The sequence below is a fragment of the Brenneria uluponensis genome, assembly GCF_032395385.1.
Taxonomy (GTDB): domain Bacteria; phylum Pseudomonadota; class Gammaproteobacteria; order Enterobacterales; family Enterobacteriaceae; genus Prodigiosinella; species Prodigiosinella aquatilis.
Genome location: NZ_CP135917.1, coordinates 208,190 through 227,125 on the forward strand (window position 1 = coordinate 208,190; position 18,936 = coordinate 227,125).

Annotated in this window: 11 protein-coding genes; 5 read left to right on the forward strand and 6 right to left on the reverse strand. The window is 50.9% G+C overall.

The window, feature by feature from the left end:
• Positions 1–55 precede the first annotated feature (55 nt).
• On the reverse strand, positions 56–943 hold the full coding sequence (gene ilvY, locus RS889_RS01040; protein WP_021013535.1) for an HTH-type transcriptional activator IlvY: 888 nt from the start codon (positions 941–943) through the stop codon (positions 56–58).
• 166 nt (positions 944–1,109) lie between these two features.
• Here ilvY and ilvC point away from each other — a divergent pair, with 166 nt between their 5' ends.
• Both ilvC and ltrA read left to right on the forward strand, forming a co-directional pair.
• Positions 1,110–2,588 carry a ketol-acid reductoisomerase gene (gene ilvC / locus RS889_RS01045; protein ID WP_021013534.1) on the forward strand — a complete coding sequence of 493 codons (1,479 nt, stop codon included), beginning with the start codon at positions 1,110–1,112 and terminating at the stop codon, positions 2,586–2,588.
• A 598-nt stretch (positions 2,589–3,186) separates the two neighbouring features.
• Positions 3,187–4,497 carry a group II intron reverse transcriptase/maturase gene (gene ltrA / locus RS889_RS01050; RefSeq protein ID WP_315709035.1) on the forward strand — a complete coding sequence of 437 codons (1,311 nt, stop codon included), beginning with the start codon at positions 3,187–3,189 and terminating at the stop codon, positions 4,495–4,497.
• A gap of 92 nt (positions 4,498–4,589) precedes the next feature.
• On the opposite strand, the gene putP is transcribed toward ltrA, so the two are convergent.
• Positions 4,590–6,074, reverse strand: coding sequence for a sodium/proline symporter PutP (gene putP, locus RS889_RS01055; protein ID WP_315709036.1), 1,485 nt, complete (start codon positions 6,072–6,074; stop codon positions 4,590–4,592).
• Between the two features lie 463 nt (positions 6,075–6,537).
• Between putP and putA the strand changes: the two genes are divergently transcribed.
• On the forward strand, positions 6,538–10,512 hold the full coding sequence (gene putA / locus RS889_RS01060) for a trifunctional transcriptional regulator/proline dehydrogenase/L-glutamate gamma-semialdehyde dehydrogenase (protein ID WP_315710866.1): 3,975 nt from the start codon (positions 6,538–6,540) through the stop codon (positions 10,510–10,512).
• Positions 10,513–10,567: 55 nt separating this feature from the next.
• Here putA and ppiC read toward each other — a convergent pair whose 3' ends face one another.
• Complete coding sequence (gene ppiC / locus RS889_RS01065; RefSeq protein WP_037380398.1) at positions 10,568–10,849, reverse strand: peptidylprolyl isomerase PpiC; 282 nt, start codon at positions 10,847–10,849, stop codon at positions 10,568–10,570.
• Between the two features lie 158 nt (positions 10,850–11,007).
• Here ppiC and rep point away from each other — a divergent pair, with 158 nt between their 5' ends.
• Positions 11,008–13,038: a DNA helicase Rep gene (rep, locus tag RS889_RS01070; RefSeq protein WP_315709037.1), complete on the forward strand. Its 2,031-nt coding sequence runs from the start codon at positions 11,008–11,010 to the stop codon at positions 13,036–13,038.
• 89 nt (positions 13,039–13,127) lie between these two features.
• On the opposite strand, the gene RS889_RS01075 is transcribed toward rep, so the two are convergent.
• The 3 genes from RS889_RS01075 to rhlB form a co-directional block, all read right to left on the reverse strand.
• Positions 13,128–14,915 carry a glycosyl hydrolase family 28 protein gene (locus RS889_RS01075; RefSeq protein WP_315709038.1) on the reverse strand — a complete coding sequence of 596 codons (1,788 nt, stop codon included), beginning with the start codon at positions 14,913–14,915 and terminating at the stop codon, positions 13,128–13,130.
• Between the two features lie 517 nt (positions 14,916–15,432).
• Entirely contained in the window at positions 15,433–16,929 is a 1,497-nt protein-coding gene (gene gppA, locus RS889_RS01080; RefSeq protein ID WP_315709039.1) for a guanosine-5'-triphosphate,3'-diphosphate diphosphatase, read from the reverse strand.
• A gap of 7 nt (positions 16,930–16,936) precedes the next feature.
• Complete coding sequence (gene rhlB, locus RS889_RS01085) at positions 16,937–18,229, reverse strand: ATP-dependent RNA helicase RhlB (protein ID WP_021013526.1); 1,293 nt, start codon at positions 18,227–18,229, stop codon at positions 16,937–16,939.
• Positions 18,230–18,348: 119 nt separating this feature from the next.
• On the opposite strand from rhlB, the gene trxA reads away from it, so the two are divergent.
• Positions 18,349–18,675, forward strand: a complete 327-nt coding sequence (gene trxA / locus RS889_RS01090) for a thioredoxin TrxA (RefSeq protein WP_021013525.1) — start codon at positions 18,349–18,351, stop codon at positions 18,673–18,675.
• Positions 18,676–18,936 lie beyond the last annotated feature (261 nt).

The following is an 18,936-nucleotide window of genomic DNA, read 5'->3' on the forward strand; positions in this document are numbered from 1 at the left end:
GCTGACGGCCTAAAAATGGCCAACGACAAAAGTAGCATGATAAACGATAGTTCCATTATTTTTTCTGTAAGGTTTCCCAGAAGGCGGCAATAAGTGGTTCGCTCAGCCGTTTTTTCTGTACGCAAACGCCCAGTTCAAACGGTTCCATTGCCTGTCCTGGTAATACCGACACTCGATTACGTACCGGCTCCGGACTATTTTCAAGTACGACATCAGGGATTAGCGCAATACCGCACCCTAATGCGACCATCGACACCATTGCCTCATGGCCTGATACTGTGGCGTAGATTGGTGGGTTGGCAATATGCTGGCGGCGAAACCAGACATCGATCCGTTTTCTCACTGGCCCATGCTCTGGCAGGATAAACGGAATCTGTGACCAGTCTGGTTCAGGTTGGCGCGCCTGTGTCTGTACCGCGCAAGGTAGTGCCGGAATAATCAATACCAGTGGAATCTTGCCGATAGGCATGAATTCTACGCTGGCAGGCAGCGTTTCCGGATGACCGGCAATACCGAGGTCGGCTTCGTTTGACTGTACTTTTTCCACCGCATCGGCAGCATCACCGGTGGTGAGTTTTATTTCCACCAGTGGATGTGCGGCTCGAAAATGGTCAAGAATGGGCGGTAGATGGCTGTAGGCGGCGGTTACTGAACAAAACAGCCGCAGTTCTCCACTCAGTGACTGGCCGCGTTGGCCCAGCACCAACTGTAATTGTTGATACTGTAACAGTGTTTGCTGAGCGAAGGTTTTCAGGTGTTCACCGGCATCGGTGAGCTGAACGGTACGGTTATCCCGCAGAAACAGCGACTGGCCGATGTCCTCTTCCAATCGCTGAATTTGCCGCGATAGTGTCGATGGGCTGATGTGCATCGCCTTGGCGGTACGACCAAAATGGTGACTTTCCACCAGATGCAGAAACAATTTGAGATCTCGTAAGTCCATGCGATGTCAGCCTCATTTTTACGTTGCATATCTTGCAATATCACGTTGTTAATATATCAATTTAAGCAACACGTTTCCTGTCATATGATGGGATACTCTGGGCGCTGTGAAAACGGCTAACCTTACTGAACATTAGCAAATAACACACGATATGGAGCACCACCACATGGCTAATTATTTCAACACATTGAACCTGCGTCAGCAGCTGGCTCAATTGGGTAAATGTCGTTTTATGGGCCGCGACGAATTCGCCGATGAAGCCAGCTATCTGAAAGGTAAAAAAGTGGTGATCGTCGGCTGTGGCGCTCAGGGTCTGAATCAGGGCCTGAACATGCGCGATTCCGGGCTGGATATTGCGTATGCCTTGCGTCGGGAGGCGATTGCCGAGAAGCGCGCATCGTGGCGTAAAGCCACCGAAAACGGTTTTAAAGTCGGTACTTATGAAGAACTGATCCCGCAGGCAGATCTGGTGGTTAACCTGACGCCGGACAAACAGCACACTTCCGTTGTGCAGGCCGTGCAGCCGTTGATGAAGCAAGGTGCTGCATTGGGTTACTCCCATGGTTTCAATATCGTTGAAGTGGGTGAACAAGTGCGCAAAGACATCACTGTGGTGATGGTGGCACCGAAATGCCCGGGTACGGAAGTACGTGAAGAATACAAACGTGGTTTTGGTGTGCCGACCCTGATTGCGGTGCATCCGGAAAACGATCCGAAAGGTGAAGGTATGGCGATTGCCAAAGCCTGGGCCGCAGCAACCGGTGGTCACCGTGCCGGCGTGCTGGAGTCCTCTTTCGTGGCGGAAGTAAAATCCGACCTGATGGGTGAGCAGACTATTCTGTGCGGCATGTTGCAGGCGGGTTCGTTGTTGAGTTTCGACAAGCTGGTGGCTGATGGTGTTAACGCGACTTATGCGGAAAAACTGGTCCAGTTCGGTTGGGAAACCATTACCGAGGCGTTGAAACAAGGCGGGATTACCCTGATGATGGATCGTCTGTCGAATCCGGCCAAGCTGCGAGCCTTCGCGTTGTCTGAGCAACTGAAAACCATCATGGAGCCGTTATTCCAGAAGCATATGGACGATATCATTTCTGGCGCATTTTCCAGTGGTATGATGGCGGACTGGGCAAATGATGATGTTAAATTGCTGACCTGGCGCGAAGAAACCGGTAAAACCGCTTTTGAAAATGCGGCACAGTACGAAGGTAAAATTGCCGAGCAGGAATATTTCGATCATGGCGTATTGATGATTGCAATGGCCAAGGCCGGGGTAGAACTGGCATTTGAAACGATGGTGAGTGCCGGCATTATTGAAGAATCCGCTTATTATGAATCACTGCATGAACTGCCGTTGATTGCCAACACCATTGCCCGTAAGCGTTTGTATGAAATGAACGTAGTGATTTCCGATACGGCAGAATACGGCAACTACCTGTTTGCCAACGCGGCCGTACCATTGCTGAAAGAGAAATTCATGGGCTCTCTGCAACCGGGTGATATCGGTAGATCAGTGGCTGCGACGAATGTAGATAACGCCCAGTTGCGTGATGTGAATGAAGCTATCCGCAATCATCCAATCGAAACCATCGGTAAGAAGCTGCGTGGCTACATGACTGATATGAAACGCGTCGCTGTTGCAGGTTAATTCATTACGTTATTCCGAATAGCATAGCAAAAAGGGCACAACGCAGGTTGTGCCCTTTTTTTATTGGTGCGCCGGGCACGGCGCGTTGCGCGTGAGCGCAACTGGTTTGGCTATGGTGGTCAAACCGGTGACTTGGAGGTGAAAGTCCTCTACACACCCGGCAAGGGGGAAGTGTTAGCCGAACGGCAAGGGTGCTCATCGCGAGGTGGGATCTGAAGGAAGCTGAAGGCAAAATGCTGGCCTGACGAACAGGAAGCAGATTAGGCGGCACAGCGGGGTAAGACGGCCAATATCGTCAAAGCCCAATACTTGCACGGAACGCTGTGACGTAAATCTGACAGGCATAAGCAGGAAGGTCGCGCGAATTACCCCGGGAGATCTGTTGTTCTGCCATCGTGCTACCGATATCGTGAGGTGTTGGGAGGGAACAACAGAAGTCAGCCGAGGCCGTAGTAGTGATGCAAAACCGGCACCATGAAGGGCTGAACATTGATAACCGTGATTAGGACGCCTTATCTCGATGGACGTTGATGATGCACAAGTGCGGGCAACCGCAGCCCGGACAGAAGGAGGCGAGCGGAGCTCGTGCAGGTATGTTGTGGGTGCTGAAACGTACACGGCGAAAGGTGAGCAAACGAAAACGGAAGTGCCGCTGAGTATGGAAGCGGTGATAACCCGAAGCAACTTGATGCTGGCCTACCAGCGAGTCGTGGAGAACAAAGGCGCGGCAGGGGTAGATAACCTGAGCGTTGGTGAACTCAAAGGCTGGCTGAAGCAACATTGGGCAAGCGTCAGAGAGGCTTTATTGCAAGGGAACCATGTCCCGCAGGCGATACGCCAGGTAGAAATCCCCAAGCCAGATGGAGGGGTACGGATACTGGGTATTCCGACGGTAGTGGACAGACTGATCCAGCAAGCTATCCAACAACATCTCACGCCTTATTATGAGCCCGAGTTCTCAGACTCCAGCTACGGCTTCCGACCGGGCCGGAATGCGGGACAGGCAGTGGAACAAGCCCAATCCTATATGCAAGGTGGTCGACGGTGGGTGGTCGATCTGGATCTGGAAAAGTTCTTTGACAGGGTTAACCATGACATCCTGATGGCGCGGTTGAGCTGGAAAATCAAAGACACACGGTTGCTCAAGCTGATCAGGCGGTATCTGGAAGCGGACAGGGCCGCGGGGAGTGAAATAACGAGGCGACGGGAAGGCATGCCGCAAGGTAGCCCGCTCTCGCCGTTGTTATCGAACATTTTACTGACGGACCTTGATCGTGAACTGGAGCGGCGAGGCCACAAGTTTTGCCGGTATGCGGACGACGGTAATATCTATGTATGCAGTCGTCAGGCAGGCGAACACGCGATGAAAGAGATAAGCCACTATCTGGAAAATAAACTCAGGTTAAAGGTAAACGCTCATAAAAGCGCGGTGGACAGGCCGTGGAAAAGGAAGTTCCTGGGGTACAGTGTCACCCAGCACAAAATAACGAAGTTGAAGATCTCGAAGAGCAGTCTCTCGCGGTTGAAGGATAAAATCCGCAGGCTTACGACGGGGAACAGTTCTCAATCGGTAAAGACAGTGCTCAGAGAGCTTAACCCAGTGTTGCGGGGCTGGATGAACTACTTTGGACTAACGGAAGTAAAAGGATGCCTGGAAGAGCTGGATGGCTGGATACGACGGAAACTTCGCTGCCTGATATGGAGAAACAGTAAAAGGTCGTATGCCCGAGCAAGAATGCTAATGAGAAGAGGGTTAACAGAGGAGAAAGCGTGGATATCAGCGAGCAATCAACGGGGTCCGTGGTGGAACTCGGGTGCGAGCCACATGAACCATGCGTTCCCGAAGAAGTGGTTCTCAGAAGCGGGATTATTATCACTGCTGGAACTTCAGCGGCAGTTCCAGCGTTAACAATGAACCGCCGTATACGGAACCGTACGTACGGTGGTGTGAGAGGACGGCGGGAGCAATCCCGCCTCCTACTCGATTTTATTGAGAGTTGATTAGTGGGCTCTGAATTCTGCCTCTGCTGTATGGAATCGTTCGGTAATATCAGTCGATGGAGCCAGCCCCATCAGGCTGACCAGGAAAATAGCCACGGAGCTGAAAAGGAAGCCGGGAATGATTTCATACAGGCCCAGCCAGTCGTACTGTTTCCAGAGGATCACCGTAGCCGCGCCGATCAACATGCCGGCCAGCGCGCCATTGCGGGTCATCCGCGGCCAAATCAGGGAAATCAGAATGACAGGTCCAAATGCCGCACCAAAGCCAGCCCAGGCATAGCTCACCAGTCCCAGCACCCTATTCTCCGGGTTGGTTGCCAGCATAATGGCGACTACCGCAACCAGTAGCACCATCGAACGGCCTACCCATACCAACTCTTTCTGGCTGGCGTTTTTACGCAGAAATGGTTTGTATAAATCTTCCGTAATTGCGCTGGAACATACCAGTAATTGGCAGCTCAGGGTGCTCATCACTGCTGCCAGAATGGCCGCCAGAAGGATGCCAGCTATCCACGGGTTAAACAATAACATAGCCAGATCGATAAATACCCGTTCACTGTTTTGGGAAACGTTACCTGCTTGTCCGGGGTTCTCAGCGAAATAGGCAATACCGAAGAAACCGACGGTGACCGCACCCACCAGACACAGGATCATCCAGGTCATGCTGATACGGCGGGCTTGGTGGATGGTATGGTGTGAGTCAGCGGCCATAAAACGGGCCAGAATGTGGGGTTGACCGAAGTAACCCAAGCCCCAACCCATCAACGAGATGATGGCTACGGTGTTTAATCCTTTGAACATATCTATATTGGATATGCTTTTGGCTTCGATCATCGCCAGCGATGTATCAATACCGCCAACGGACAGAATGACCATCACGGGCGTCAGAATTAGCGCAAAAATCATCAGGCTGGCTTGAATCGTGTCTGTCCAGCTCACGGCCAGATAACCACCAATGAAAGTGTAGGCAATCGTCGCTATCGCACCTAGCCATAGCGCGGTACCGTAACTCATGCCAAAAGTGCTTTCAAACAGGCGGGCGCCCGCCACAATACCAGAGGCGCAGTAAACAGTGAAAAAAATCAGAATTACCAGTGCTGAGATCACTCGCAGTAGTTTGCTTTTGTCTTCAAAACGATGGGTAAAGTAGTCGGGCAATGTCAGCGAGTTATGGTTAATCTCGGTATGTACGCGTAAGCGTCCGGCAACCCACTTCCAGTTCAGGTAGGCACCGATGGTTAGGCCGATGGCGATCCAGCTTTCTGATATGCCGGAAAGAAAAACGGCTCCCGGTAAACCCATCAGCAGCCAGCCACTCATGTCGGAAGCGCCGGCAGACAGCGCTGTCACCAGACTCCCCATACGACGGCCACCCAAAATATAGTCACCGAAGTTGCTGGTTGCCCGGTATGCGATGAATCCAATCAGAACCATCCCGAAGATATACACCAGAAAGGTCACCAGCATCGGTGTGCTTATCGTCATTTATCTCTCCATTGTCATTATTATTTATTCGCACGCCCTATGCGCTTGCGATTGGCTATTCCGTTACTCTGTCCGGAACGGGGGCAGATTCGAAAGGGGATTGGTTGCAATAAGTTGTACCTCCTGTCGGGGCTGAACGATTTTTATCCTAATTGAGATGCATTGACGTTAACAATACATTTAACATATGGATTACATAAATTTCACGCGGCGTCACATTTATCTGTCAGGTTGCACCATAAAATTACAGGAAACATGCCAGGATTATGAAAAAAATCCGACAATCTACGGTGTTACAGCTAATTCCATCATCGGTTATGCATATCAGTGTCAGCAAAAACCAGCCAGATTAACAGGTTGATAAAATGAGCAAGATTGTTTTATTAACAAGGTTGCACAAAGTTGCAACATGTATGATAGTGACAATCTTTCCAACATCTATTTCTTCACCACAGGAGTGGATATGGGTTCTACCACGATGGGCGTGAAACTCGATGAGTCAACGCGTGATCGACTTAAAGCGGCGGCACAGCGTATTGATCGCACGCCGCACTGGCTTATTAAGCAGGCCATTTTTACCTATCTCGAACGCCTCGAAAGCGGCGCTGACATGCCCGAAATCCCGTTACTAGCCCTGTCCAGTCATGCTGAAACGCAAGAGATTATGCCGAAATCTCAGGAAGAAGAAACCCATCCGCCATTTTTGGATTTTGCCGAACAGGTCTTACCTCAATCGGTAGCTCGCGCTGCTATTACTTCCGTGTACCGTCGGCCTGAAGGTGAAATGGTGTCGATGTTACTGGAACAGGCGAGATTAACTGCTGATCTCGCGCAATCTACGTATCAAATGGCGTATCGGATTGCCGAAAAATTACGGACACAAAAACGTACGAACGGGCGTTCTGGTATGATCCAGAGTCTGCTACAGGAATTCTCCCTTTCTTCGCAAGAAGGTGTGGCGTTGATGTGTTTGGCGGAAGCGCTGCTGCGAATTCCCGATAAGCCAACCCGTGACGCTCTGATCCGCGACAAAATCAGTACCGGTAACTGGCAGTCTCATGTGGGGCACAGTTCGTCACTGTTCGTGAATGCAGCTACCTGGGGATTACTGTTCACCGGCAAGCTGGTGGCAACACATAATGAAACCAGATTATCCGGCTCTCTGAATCGGATTATCAGTAAAAGCGGTGAACCACTGGTTCGCAAAGGCGTTGATATGGCCATGCGACTGATGGGTGAGCAGTTCGTGACGGGTGAAACCATCGCCGAAGCGTTGGCGAACGCCAGAAAATTGGAAGCGCAAGGTTTCCGCTATTCTTACGATATGCTCGGTGAAGCCGCTCTGACGGCGGAAGACGCTGAGGCGTATCTGTTGTCCTATCAGCAGGCGATTCATGCGATTGGTAAAGCTTCCAATGGGCGCGGGATTTATGAAGGGCCCGGCATTTCCATCAAACTGTCTGCTCTGCATCCTCGTTACTGCCGGGCGCAGCATGAGCGAGTGATGGAGGAGTTGTATCCTCGACTGCTATCGTTAACGTTGCTGGCTCGTCAGTACGACATCGGCATTAATATTGACGCGGAAGAGGCAGACCGGCTGGAAATATCCCTCGATTTGCTGGAGCGCCTCTGTTTTGAACCTCAACTCGCCGGTTGGAATGGCATCGGTTTTGTGATTCAGGCTTATCAGAAACGCTGTCCGTTGGTGATTGATGCGCTGGTGGATCTGGCGCAACGCAGCCGCCGCCGTCTGATGGTCCGTCTGGTCAAAGGCGCCTACTGGGACAGTGAAATCAAACTCGCCCAGATGGACGGTCTGGAAGGCTATCCGGTTTATACCCGTAAGGTGTATACCGATGTTTCCTATCTGGCTTGCGCCCGTAAACTGCTTGCTGTACCGAATCTGATTTATCCACAGTTTGCGACGCATAATGCGCACACATTGAGTGCCATTTATCATCTGGCGGGTAATAACTACTATCCAGGGCAGTATGAGTTCCAGTGCCTGCATGGCATGGGGGAACCGCTGTATGAGCAGGTGGTAGGTAAGGTTGCCGATGGCAAGCTGAATCGACCATGCAGAATTTACGCGCCAGTAGGGACGCATGAAACCTTGTTGGCGTATCTGGTGCGACGTCTGTTGGAGAATGGCGCTAATACCTCATTTGTGAACCGTATCGCGGACAATACACTGCCGTTGGAAAGATTGGTCGCCGATCCGGTCAGCGAGGTTGACGCGTTGGCGGTGAAGGAAGGTGGCGTCGGCGTTCCACATCCGCGCATTCCGTTGCCCCGCTCGCTTTATGGTGATCAACGTATCAACTCCAGTGGACTGGACCTTTCCAATGAGCATCGTCTTGCATCGCTGTCCAGTGCCTTACTGACCAGCGCTACTCAGTTATGGCATGCCGATCCTGTGATTGACGGTGAAATCGAAACCGGAGAGGCGCAGGCGGTATTGAATCCGGCGGAACCTCGAGACATTGTGGGCTATGTGCGGGAGGCGCAGGATGTGGAAATTGAACGAGCGCTGAGCGCTGCTGTTAATGCCGGGGCTATCTGGTTTGCCACCCCGGCCGTTGAGCGTGCCGCGATTCTGGCGCGTGCCGCTGATATTATGGAGAGTCAGCTCCAGCATTTGTTGGGATTACTGGTACGTGAAGCTGGTAAAACCTTTGCCAATGCGATTGCCGAAGTGCGTGAAGCGGTGGACTTCCTGCGTTATTACGCCGGGCAGGTAAAAACTGACTTTGCTAATGATACCCACCGTCCATTGGGGCCGGTAGTGTGCATCAGCCCATGGAACTTCCCCCTGGCAATCTTTACCGGACAGGTGTCTGCCGCGCTGGCGGCAGGTAACAGTGTGCTGGCAAAACCGGCGGAGCAAACACCGCTGATTGCGGCACAAGCAGTACGAATACTGCTGGAGGCGGGTATCCCGACTGGCGTCCTGCAACTGCTTCCGGGGGCGGGAGAGGCGGTTGGTGCGGCGTTGGTCAACGACAGCCGGGTACGTGGTGTGATGTTTACCGGTTCAACCGAAGTGGCGGCAATCCTACAGCGCAGCCTGGCTGGCCGTCTTGACCCACAGGGAAGGCCAACACCGTTGATTGCTGAAACCGGCGGACTGAATGCGATGATTGTTGACTCTTCCGCGTTGACGGAGCAGGTAGTAACCGATGTCATCGCCTCTGCATTTGATAGTGCCGGGCAACGTTGTTCCGCGCTCAGGATCCTGTGTGTGCAGGAGGATGTGGCGGAACACACGTTACAGATGCTGCGTGGCGCAATGGCGCAATGCCGGATGGGTAACACGGAACGCCTGTCGACTGACATTGGGCCGTTGATTGACGCGGACGCGAAACAGGGTATTGAGCGCCATATTCAGGCGATGCGCGCCAAGGGGCGTAAAGTCTTTCAGGCGGTGTACTCCCACTCCCAGGATGAACATGAATGGGCCCGAGGACATTTTATCCCACCGACGCTGATTGAACTGGACAGTTTTGATGAGCTGAAAAAAGAAGTGTTTGGTCCGGTTTTGCATGTTGTACGTTATCAACGCCAGGATCTGGACCAGCTTATCAACCAGATAAATGCGGCCGGTTACGGCCTGACGTTGGGGTTGCATACCCGTATTGATGAAACTATTGCTCGGGTAACGGCCACAGCAAAAGTCGGTAATCTCTACGTTAACCGCAATATGGTGGGCGCGGTGGTTGGTGTACAACCGTTTGGTGGCGAGGGACTTTCCGGCACGGGACCAAAGGCCGGGGGGCCGCTGTATCTATACCGGCTGCTGTCACAACGCCCTGATGACGCGGTGATGCAAGGACTGATGCGACAGGATAGCGAACAACCGATTGACGCCACTCACCGAGACGCCTTATTAACAGCACATCAGGTGCTGGAAGCCTGGACGATAGCGGAAAATTATCGTCATTTGGCGCAGTGTTGTCAGCGTTATGCCGCATTGGGATTGGGCGGAACCGTGCGGTTGTTGTCCGGGCCGACGGGCGAACGTAATACTTATGCGTTGCAGCCCCGTGAGCGGGTGCTGTGTCTGGCAGATAATGATGACGATGTACTGTTGCAACTGGCCGCCGTACTGGCGGTGGGAAGCCAGGTTCTGTGGCGCGACACACCATCATTGCGCGAACTGTATCGCCGTTTACCCGTGATAGTGCAGGAACGTATTCAACAGAGTGTTGACTGGCAGTCTGGAGATATTGCCTTCGACGCCGTGATCTATCACGGCGATGCGGATCAATTGCGGGTATTGGGCGAACAGATTGCCCAGCGGGAAGGGGCAATTGTTTCGGTGCAGGGGCTGGCCCAGGGTGAAACCAACATTCTGCTGGAACGGCTTGTGTATGAACGCGCCTTGAGTGTGAATACAGCGGCAGCGGGTGGGAATGCCAGCCTGATGACGATTGGATAACACGGGTTTATCGGCTGTCTTCCTGGTAACAGGGGCGACAGCCGGTTATTCCCCTTTAATTCCGATACAACACTTTGATGATGTGATAGCCGAACTGGGTTTTTACCGGGCCGAATGGTTTGAGTAGTTCACCGGAAAATACAGCTTTATCAAATGCCGGAACCATGTCGCCTTGGCGGAATTCGCCCAGATCACCGCCGTTACGTTTGGACGGGCAGGTTGAGAATTTCTGTGCCATCTGCTGAAAATCTGCTCCTTTTTCCAACTGATCCAGAATGTCGTTTGCCTGTTGTTCCGTATCGACCAGAATATGCAACGCTGCTGCTGTATGTGCCATGTTGAGTACCTTTTGATAGAAAAACTGGCGCGCAATGTAACATTGCACGGTCATAAAATGGAAATGCGGAGCGCATTACAACACCAGAATCAGCCGAACAAGACTGCCCTGACTTTTGCTACAATCGCCTTTCGTTTGATCAGTGAGCAAGATGAACCATGCGTTTAAACCCCAGCCAACAACATGCTGTTGAATTCGTTACCGGCCCTTGCTTGGTGCTGGCCGGGGCGGGTTCTGGCAAAACGCGCGTTATTACTCAAAAGATAGCGCATTTGATACGGGTGTGTGGCTATCAAGCGCGACATATCGCTGCCGTGACCTTTACCAACAAAGCGGCTCGGGAAATGAAAGCGCGTGTCGCGCAGACATTGGGACGCAAAGAAGCCCGTGGTCTGATGATTTCCACATTCCATACACTGGGGCTGGAAATCATCAAACGGGAATACAGTGCGCTGGAAATGAAGTCCAATTTTTCGTTATTTGACGATCAGGACCAGATGGCGTTGCTGAAAGAGCTGACGGAAACCTGGCTGGAGAATGATAAAACGCTGTTACAGCAGTTGATTTCCACCATTTCCAACTGGAAAAACGATCTTGTTGACCCTGTTCTGGCGATGGCGCGGGCCAGTTCCGAGCGGGATAAGCTATTTGCCCATTGCTACCGGTTGTATACCGATCATCTGCGCGCCTGCAACGTCCTGGATTTTGACGACCTGATCCTGCTACCTACCTTGTTGTTCAAGCGTAATGAAGACGTCCGTGAGCGTTGGCAGAACCGCCTGCGTTACCTGTTGGTGGATGAGTATCAGGACACCAACACCAGCCAGTATGAGCTGGTGAAATTGCTGGTGGGAAGCCGGGCGCGGTTTACCGTGGTGGGGGATGATGACCAGTCGATTTACTCATGGCGCGGGGCGCGGCCACAGAATCTGGTGTTGTTACAGACGGATTTTCCACAATTACAGGTTATCAAGCTGGAGCAGAATTACCGTTCATCCGGTCGTATTCTGAAAGCGGCAAATATTCTTATCGCCAATAATCCTCATGTGTTTGATAAACGACTGTATTCCGAGCTGGGCTACGGCAGCGAACTGAAAATCATCACGGCCAATAACGAGGATCATGAAGCAGAGCGGGTCGTTGGGGAGTTGATTGCCCATCATTTTATCAACAAAACCCAGTACGGCGATTATGCGGTTTTGTATCGCGGCAACCATCAGTCACGTCTATTCGAGAAGATGCTGATGCAAAACCGCATTCCTTACAAGATTTCCGGTGGAACGTCCTTTTTCTCTCGTCCGGAAATCAAGGATTTGCTGGCCTATCTGCGAGTATTGACCAATCCGGATGATGACAGCGCCTTTTTACGCATTGTAAATACGCCGAAGCGGGAAATAGGGCCGGCGACGCTGCAAAAGTTGGGGGAGTGGGCGAATCAGCGTAATCGCAGTCTGTTCAGCGCCAGCTTTGATTTCGGGTTGAGCCAAGTGTTGACCGGTCGTGGTTTGGAATCGCTACAGCGTTTTACCCAGTGGATGGCGGAGATCGCCCGTTTGGCAGAACAAGAGCCCGTAATGGCAGTGCGTGACCTGATTCATGGCCTGGGTTACGAGAGCTGGTTGCATGAAACGTCTCCTAGCCCGAAAGCCGCTGAAATGCGCATGAAAAACATTAACCAATTATTTAGCTGGATGACGGAAATGCTGAAAGGCGACGATCTGGATGAGCCGATGACGTTAACTCAGGTTGTCACCCGTTTTACGTTACGGGATATGATGGAACGCGCTGAAAATGAGGAAGACTTGGATCAGGTTCAGTTGATGACATTACATGCGTCAAAAGGATTGGAGTTCCCTTATGTGTTTTTGGTCGGTATGGAAGAAGGATTGTTACCACATCAGACCAGTATCGATGAAGACAATGTGGATGAGGAGCGGCGCCTCGCTTATGTCGGTATCACCCGTGCTCAACGGGAACTGACATTTACCTTGTGTCGGGAACGTCGTCAGTACGGCGAGCTGGTTCGTCCGGATCCAAGTCGTTTCCTACTGGAACTTCCACAGGATGATGTTATCTGGGAAACGGAACGCAAAGTGGTAAGCCCGCAGGAGAGGATGCAGAAAGGGCAGAATCATCTGGAAAATTTACGAGCACAGTTGGCGAAAGCCAGGGAAAAAAGCGGATCCTGACGGGCATGTGCATCCATAAATATCCCTCCTGGACGTGAAACCGGGCAGCACTAACTGCCACCCGGGTTTTTTCTTGCGACGAAGCACTATCAGTGTGTAACGATTTTGCCGTCTACGCTGACATTTTTCACCGTTCCGAACTTCCACGGTGTGCTGCCGCTCAACAGGTTGGTGAAGACCAGACGATTGAAGTGGCTGTCTTTAAGATCACTAATGGACGTCGGCATCACTTTGTCCAGTTTCATATCACTGAAATTCAACTGGCTGTGCCAAACGCCGTGTTTACTGTCACCAGCAATTTCAATGGCTGGCTTGTTACCGGTGGAGTTCTGAACCGTCACGTTTTTCACCGTGAAATTGTAGAAATGTGCCGGTGTGGCCGCTGGTTCATAGTCAATGGTGCCATTTGTGTCACTGTAATTCAGCGTCACTATCACAGCCTGTTTGGAGAGGTTTTTCATGGCGTTATTGCGGAATGTCACGTTACGGGCACCGCCGCCGATGGCTGTGGCGCTTTTCGCACGCAAACCAATATCTGTCATATTCATGATATTGTTTTCCGCCAGAATATCTTCAATCCAGGCGCCAGTATGGCTCCCCATCACCACCGCACCATGCCCATGACGGAAGTAGTTGTTGAATATCCAGGCATGTTGGGTCGGTTCTTGATGTTGCGCTTTTGCTCCCATACCCGCCGCGAAGTTGACGCTGTCGTCCCCGGTATCAAACACGCTGTTAAACACCATCATGTTCTGACTATTGCCAAATTCGATACCGTCGCCGTTGTTAATGTTGTATGTCTGGTGTGTGACGCCATTGACCACTACGTTACGATTTTCCATGAACATGATGCCGTGGAACGCCGGGTTGCGGATGGTAATACCTGACAAATAGACGTTTTCTACGCCTCTTAGGGTTATCAGGCTGGAACGATACTGGCTATACGCGATTTTGGCGCTGATACCGCTTTCTATCGCTCTCTTCACTTGATTCATGGCCAGAATACCGTCCTGTTCGACGGTGATGTTGTTGCCTTTCATATACTGCGGCAACATATTCCCTGCTTCATCTTTGATTTCCCCGGGGGTGGCGAATTTCCAGCCATTTCCGTCAATTACGCCCTGACCGACAATTCTGATGTTTTTGAAGGTGCCGGGTTTGGCGCTGTCCTTGTCAATTGCGTTGATCAGTGATGCCGGACGTTTCTGAGATGAATAACTGTAAAGCTGGTAGGCGTCAGGGTAGTCGGATGGGTTATCCGAGCCTAACAGTGTGGCTCCGGCCATCAGATTTAGCGTCATATCGCTTTTCAGCCACAGTGCGCCAGTTTTAAATACCCCAGCGGGAACATCAAGCCGGCAGCCAGGCGGGCAGGCATTAATGGCTTTCTGGATAGCCGTAGTATTGATGGTTTTCCCGTCTGCTTTTGCACCATATTGGGTGATATTAACTATCGGCGGAACAGTGGTCGTCTTGGCGATGACTACGTTACTATCGTTTGATGTAGAGCCATTATTATAGACAGCTCGAACGGTAAACCGGTATTGGGTGTCAGCCTTCAGACCCTCAATCTTTGCGTTTTGTATTACAATTTTATGATGAAAATGGGTTTTATCGTTGGCGTAAAATGCATTGATATAGGGTTTGGCGGGAGAGTGCTTATCGCTATTCTGGCTGGCCAGCCCAATCAATCGGCCATTCTGGTAAATTTGGTAGTCGACAATAGCCGATGTATCTTCGGGTGCATCCCAAACCAGTACGATACTGTGGTCGTCATAAGCTAGAGTGGGTACCTGCAGTTGTTGTGGCGCTTGCGGGGAGGGAACGGCCGCGAATGACGTTGTAGCCATGATGGTTGTCGCTAACAGAAGCGACATGACGGATATCCTGCAAGTTCCAGGAAGGGAGAAAAGATGCTTGTTCATCCTCGTTCGTTCCTTATCATTAATCAGCTAAAGCAGTTTTTTGCATCCGGTTATTTTTATATATCCAATAGATCTTAAATTACGGAAAGATGGCAAGCAGAAACATCTCGATGAGTTGACTCAGGTAAGTGATTCGGGTGAGTAAACGTAGCCAACGCATCTGCAACTTGAAATATGACGGATATAAAACATGATTTCACGTTAATAAGAATAATGTTTTGTAAAATACATCTACTGCTTTTACTCTTACTCGGTGCGGGATCACAAATCGGTGTGTATAAATCAGAAAAGCGGTAATGATTCTTGAGAATGTTGATAAACCAGAATCATGATAATGAGCGGCGATGTGGTGTGACCGCACCAGAAATAGTGCGGTGTGGGCTTATGGGGAAATCTTTATCGGTCCGAATATTATCACCGAGTGTTATCAGCAATCAGCAGAGATCACATATCGCTACCTGTGGTTATCTCAGGCGGGATTTTCTTCCACGATCAACGTCCAGTGGACATAGCTTTGCCATAACCGTTCCTGCTCCAATGTTTCTGCCCGCAACGGGTGTTGGGATAGCCATCCTGCCGGTAGGATAACCCGCAGTGCCTCTCCTTCCACTCGCAGACTGACGTGCGGTAATGTATCGTCACGGCGCCGACTGGCGAAAATAATTGCCAGTCGTAACAGACGGCAAAGCCGTTGTGCCTGCAACACTGGCAATGCATTCTGTTGGGTTAACGGTATGGGATCCAGTGGGTTACTTTGATTATTCAGTAAAGTAGCCAGTAACTTCTTTTGGGCCGGGGTGAAGCCGGGCAAATCACTATGGCTAACCAGATAAGCGGCGTGTTGCGGTGCCTGGCGAAAGTCGATACTAAGTCCAATTTCATGCACCAGGCAGGCGCTTTGCAGTAACTCCCGACATCGATTATCCAACTGCCAGTCAAGAGCCACCTGTTGTGCGAAACTATCTGCCAGCAGACTGACGCGCTTAGCCTGTTCGGCGTCCAGCAAATAACGGCGTTGCAGATTATGCAAGGTCCGGTGGCGAATGTCCTGATCGATGGGGAAATGCAGCATACCGTAGACGAGTCCTTCGCGCAGTGCACCTCCGGCCAGCGTCATGGTGCTGATCTCTAGTTCCTGAAAAATGGCCAACAAGATGGAAAGACCGCTGGGGAAAACCAGGGCGCGTTCCAGCGTCAGCCCTTCAATTTCCAGTTCTTCAAGTTTGTTGCATTGAATAGCGCGTTGTTTCAACTGCTGGAGCTTGTCCAGGGTAATGTACTCATCCATACCCTGGGCCACCATGATTTCCTGTAGCGCCTGAACCGTGCCTGAAGCGCCGACACAGATTTGCCAGCCTTGTTGTCGTAAGACATCTTTTATCGGATGCAGCATCACTCTTGCTGCCTGTTCGGCATGTGCAAAATTATCTGAACCGAGATTACGATCGCCGAAGTAGCGTTCAAGCCAGGTAACGCAACCCATCGGCAGACTGAATAGCTGAGTGGTGCGAGAACCCGTGCCGGTCGCCAGTTCGGTACTACCACCGCCGATATCAACAACCAGCCGCTGTTCCGGCCCGCCAGTCGTATGGGCAACACCTTGATAAATCAGCCTGGCTTCTTCTTCGCCACTGATAACCTGAATAGGTAGTCCCAGGATATGTCGGGCCTGCTGCAAAAACTCGTCAGCGTTGACGGCAAGCCTTAAGGTCGCTGTAGCCACTACCCGCACCTGTTCGGGCGGAATATCCTGCAGGCGTTCTGAGAACAGTTTCAAACATGCCCAGCCACGTTGCATTGCTTCCAGTGATAGGCAGTTTTGTGCGTCCAGTCCTGTTGCCAGCCTAACTTTACGTTTAATGCGAGACATTGTCTGCACACTGCCAGCGACTTCACGCACCACCAACATGTGAAAGCTGTTGGAACCTAAATCAATAGCCGCATAAAGCGAAGAAGAACTTGGCATCGGCGAATCAGCTCGCTCGTTTACGGTTGTTACGTGGTGCTCCGGCTCCGCTACGACGCGGTGAATTGTGCCGACGAGGGCCGCTATTGGAACGCGGACGAGTCAGCCGCTTCGGTGCGGGTAAGTCGGTCAATAATGCATCACTGTCATACTTGCTGACAGGAATATGGTGTCCAATATAGCTTTCAATAGCAGTAAGATTCAGTGCGTATTCTTCGCAAGCCAGGCTTATTGAGTAACCACTGGCACCAGCGCGACCTGTACGACCAATGCGGTGGACATAGTCTTCACAGTCATCCGGCAGATCATAGTTGAATACGTGGGTAACGGCGGGGATATGCAGGCCACGGGCAGCAACATCGGTGGCGACCAGAATATCCAAATTGCCATGGGTGAAATCATCCAGGATACGCAGTCGTTTTTTCTGTGCCACATCTCCGGTTAGCAACCCGACGCGATGCCCGTCGGCAGCGAGGTGACCCCAGATGTCTTCACAACGGTGTTTGGTATTGGAAAAAATAATACAGCGATCAGGCCACTCTTCCTCAATCAGTGTCTGTAACAACCGCATTTTTTCTTCGTTAGAAGGATAAAATAGCTCTTCTGTAATGCGATAACCGGTTTTTTGCTCCGGTTCGATTTCTATGTATTCCGCATTGTTCATCTGCTCAAACGCTAATTCGCGCACGCGATAGGATAGCGTGGCGGAGAACAGCATGTTTAAACGCTGATTTACGGGTGGCATCCGGCGGAACAGCCAGCGGATATCTTTGATGAAGCCCAGATCGTACATACGATCAGCCTCATCCAGTACGATAACCTGAATCGCGCCCAGGCTGATATGGTTCTGCTTGGCATAATCGATCAGGCGGCCCGTAGTGCCGACCAGGATATCTACCCCGTTTTCTAGCACTTTCAGTTGTTTGTCATAACCATCGCCACCATAGGCCAGGCCTAATTTCAATCCGGTAATGCGCGCAAGTGCTTCCGCATCGGAATGGATTTGTACCGCCAGTTCACGTGTGGGGGCCATAATCAAAGCCCGTGGCTGGTTGGTCTGACGTTCAGCTGAGGCGGGGTGAGAAAGCAGATAATGGAAAGTAGACGCTAAAAAAGCCAGCGTCTTGCCCGTACCGGTTTGCGCTTGTCCCGCTACATCACGCCCTGACAAGGTCAATGGCAGAGCCAAAGCCTGGATGGGTGTGCAGTTATGAAACCCTTTACTTTCAAGTGCTTCGATAACCATCGGGTGCAGTGCGAAGTCGGAAAACTTCTGTTCAGTTAAGTATGTTTTGCTCATAGTGTGGTAGAATATCAGTTAACTATTGCTTTACGAAAGCGTATCCAGTGAAATAAAGTCAACCTCATGGTTGGTTAATGCTACACCAACTAGGTAGACATAATCCTGCGGAGTAAAACATGAGTGATAAAATTGTTCACCTGACTGATGGTAGTTTCGATACGGAAGTATTGCAGGCTGAGGGCGTAACACTGGTTGATTTCTGGGCTGAGTGGTGTGGTCCTTGTAAAATGATTGCCCCTATACTGAATGAAATTGCTGAAGAGTACGCGGGTAAATTAACGGTCACTAAACTGAACATTGATGAAAATCCAGCTACTGCGCCGAAATATGGCATTCGTGGTATTCCCACCTTACTGTTGTTCAAGAACGGTGAAGTGGCAGCAACAAAAGTAGGGGCTTTGTCTAAAGGCCAGTTAAAAGAGTTCCTGAACGCTAATTTGTAATTTGTTATATCCGCAATACCCTGGGCGGCAGTGGACAGTAAGAATTTCTCATATTGACCGCTGGACGCCCACCGGGAAGCGTGCTAGATTCATCAATACTGCATATCGTACTTACCTATGTTTGAGCCTCTAGGCTTAAACCTGAGAGTTAAAATCTAAAGCATTATTCTGTGTCAAAATCGGAAAGTCATTGATTAACGAATGTCTGTTTATCCGATTTGGGCAATCTAACAGTTTTAAATTAATTGGTTTTAAGGTGTC

Coding starts and splice junctions, on each gene's coding strand:
- ilvY (WP_021013535.1), bottom strand. CDS start 943: ATGGACTTACGAGATCTCAAATTGTTTCTGCATCTGGTGGAAAGTCAC.
- ilvC (WP_021013534.1), top strand. CDS start 1,110: ATGGCTAATTATTTCAACACATTGAACCTGCGTCAGCAGCTGGCTCAA.
- putP (WP_315709036.1), bottom strand. CDS start 6,074: ATGACGATAAGCACACCGATGCTGGTGACCTTTCTGGTGTATATCTTC.
- putA (WP_315710866.1), top strand. CDS start 6,538: ATGGGTTCTACCACGATGGGCGTGAAACTCGATGAGTCAACGCGTGAT.
- ppiC (WP_037380398.1), bottom strand. CDS start 10,849: ATGGCACATACAGCAGCAGCGTTGCATATTCTGGTCGATACGGAACAA.
- rep (WP_315709037.1), top strand. CDS start 11,008: ATGCGTTTAAACCCCAGCCAACAACATGCTGTTGAATTCGTTACCGGC.
- RS889_RS01075 (WP_315709038.1), bottom strand. CDS start 14,915: ATGTCGCTTCTGTTAGCGACAACCATCATGGCTACAACGTCATTCGCG.
- gppA (WP_315709039.1), bottom strand. CDS start 16,929: ATGCCAAGTTCTTCTTCGCTTTATGCGGCTATTGATTTAGGTTCCAAC.
- rhlB (WP_021013526.1), bottom strand. CDS start 18,229: ATGAGCAAAACATACTTAACTGAACAGAAGTTTTCCGACTTCGCACTG.
- trxA (WP_021013525.1), top strand. CDS start 18,349: ATGAGTGATAAAATTGTTCACCTGACTGATGGTAGTTTCGATACGGAA.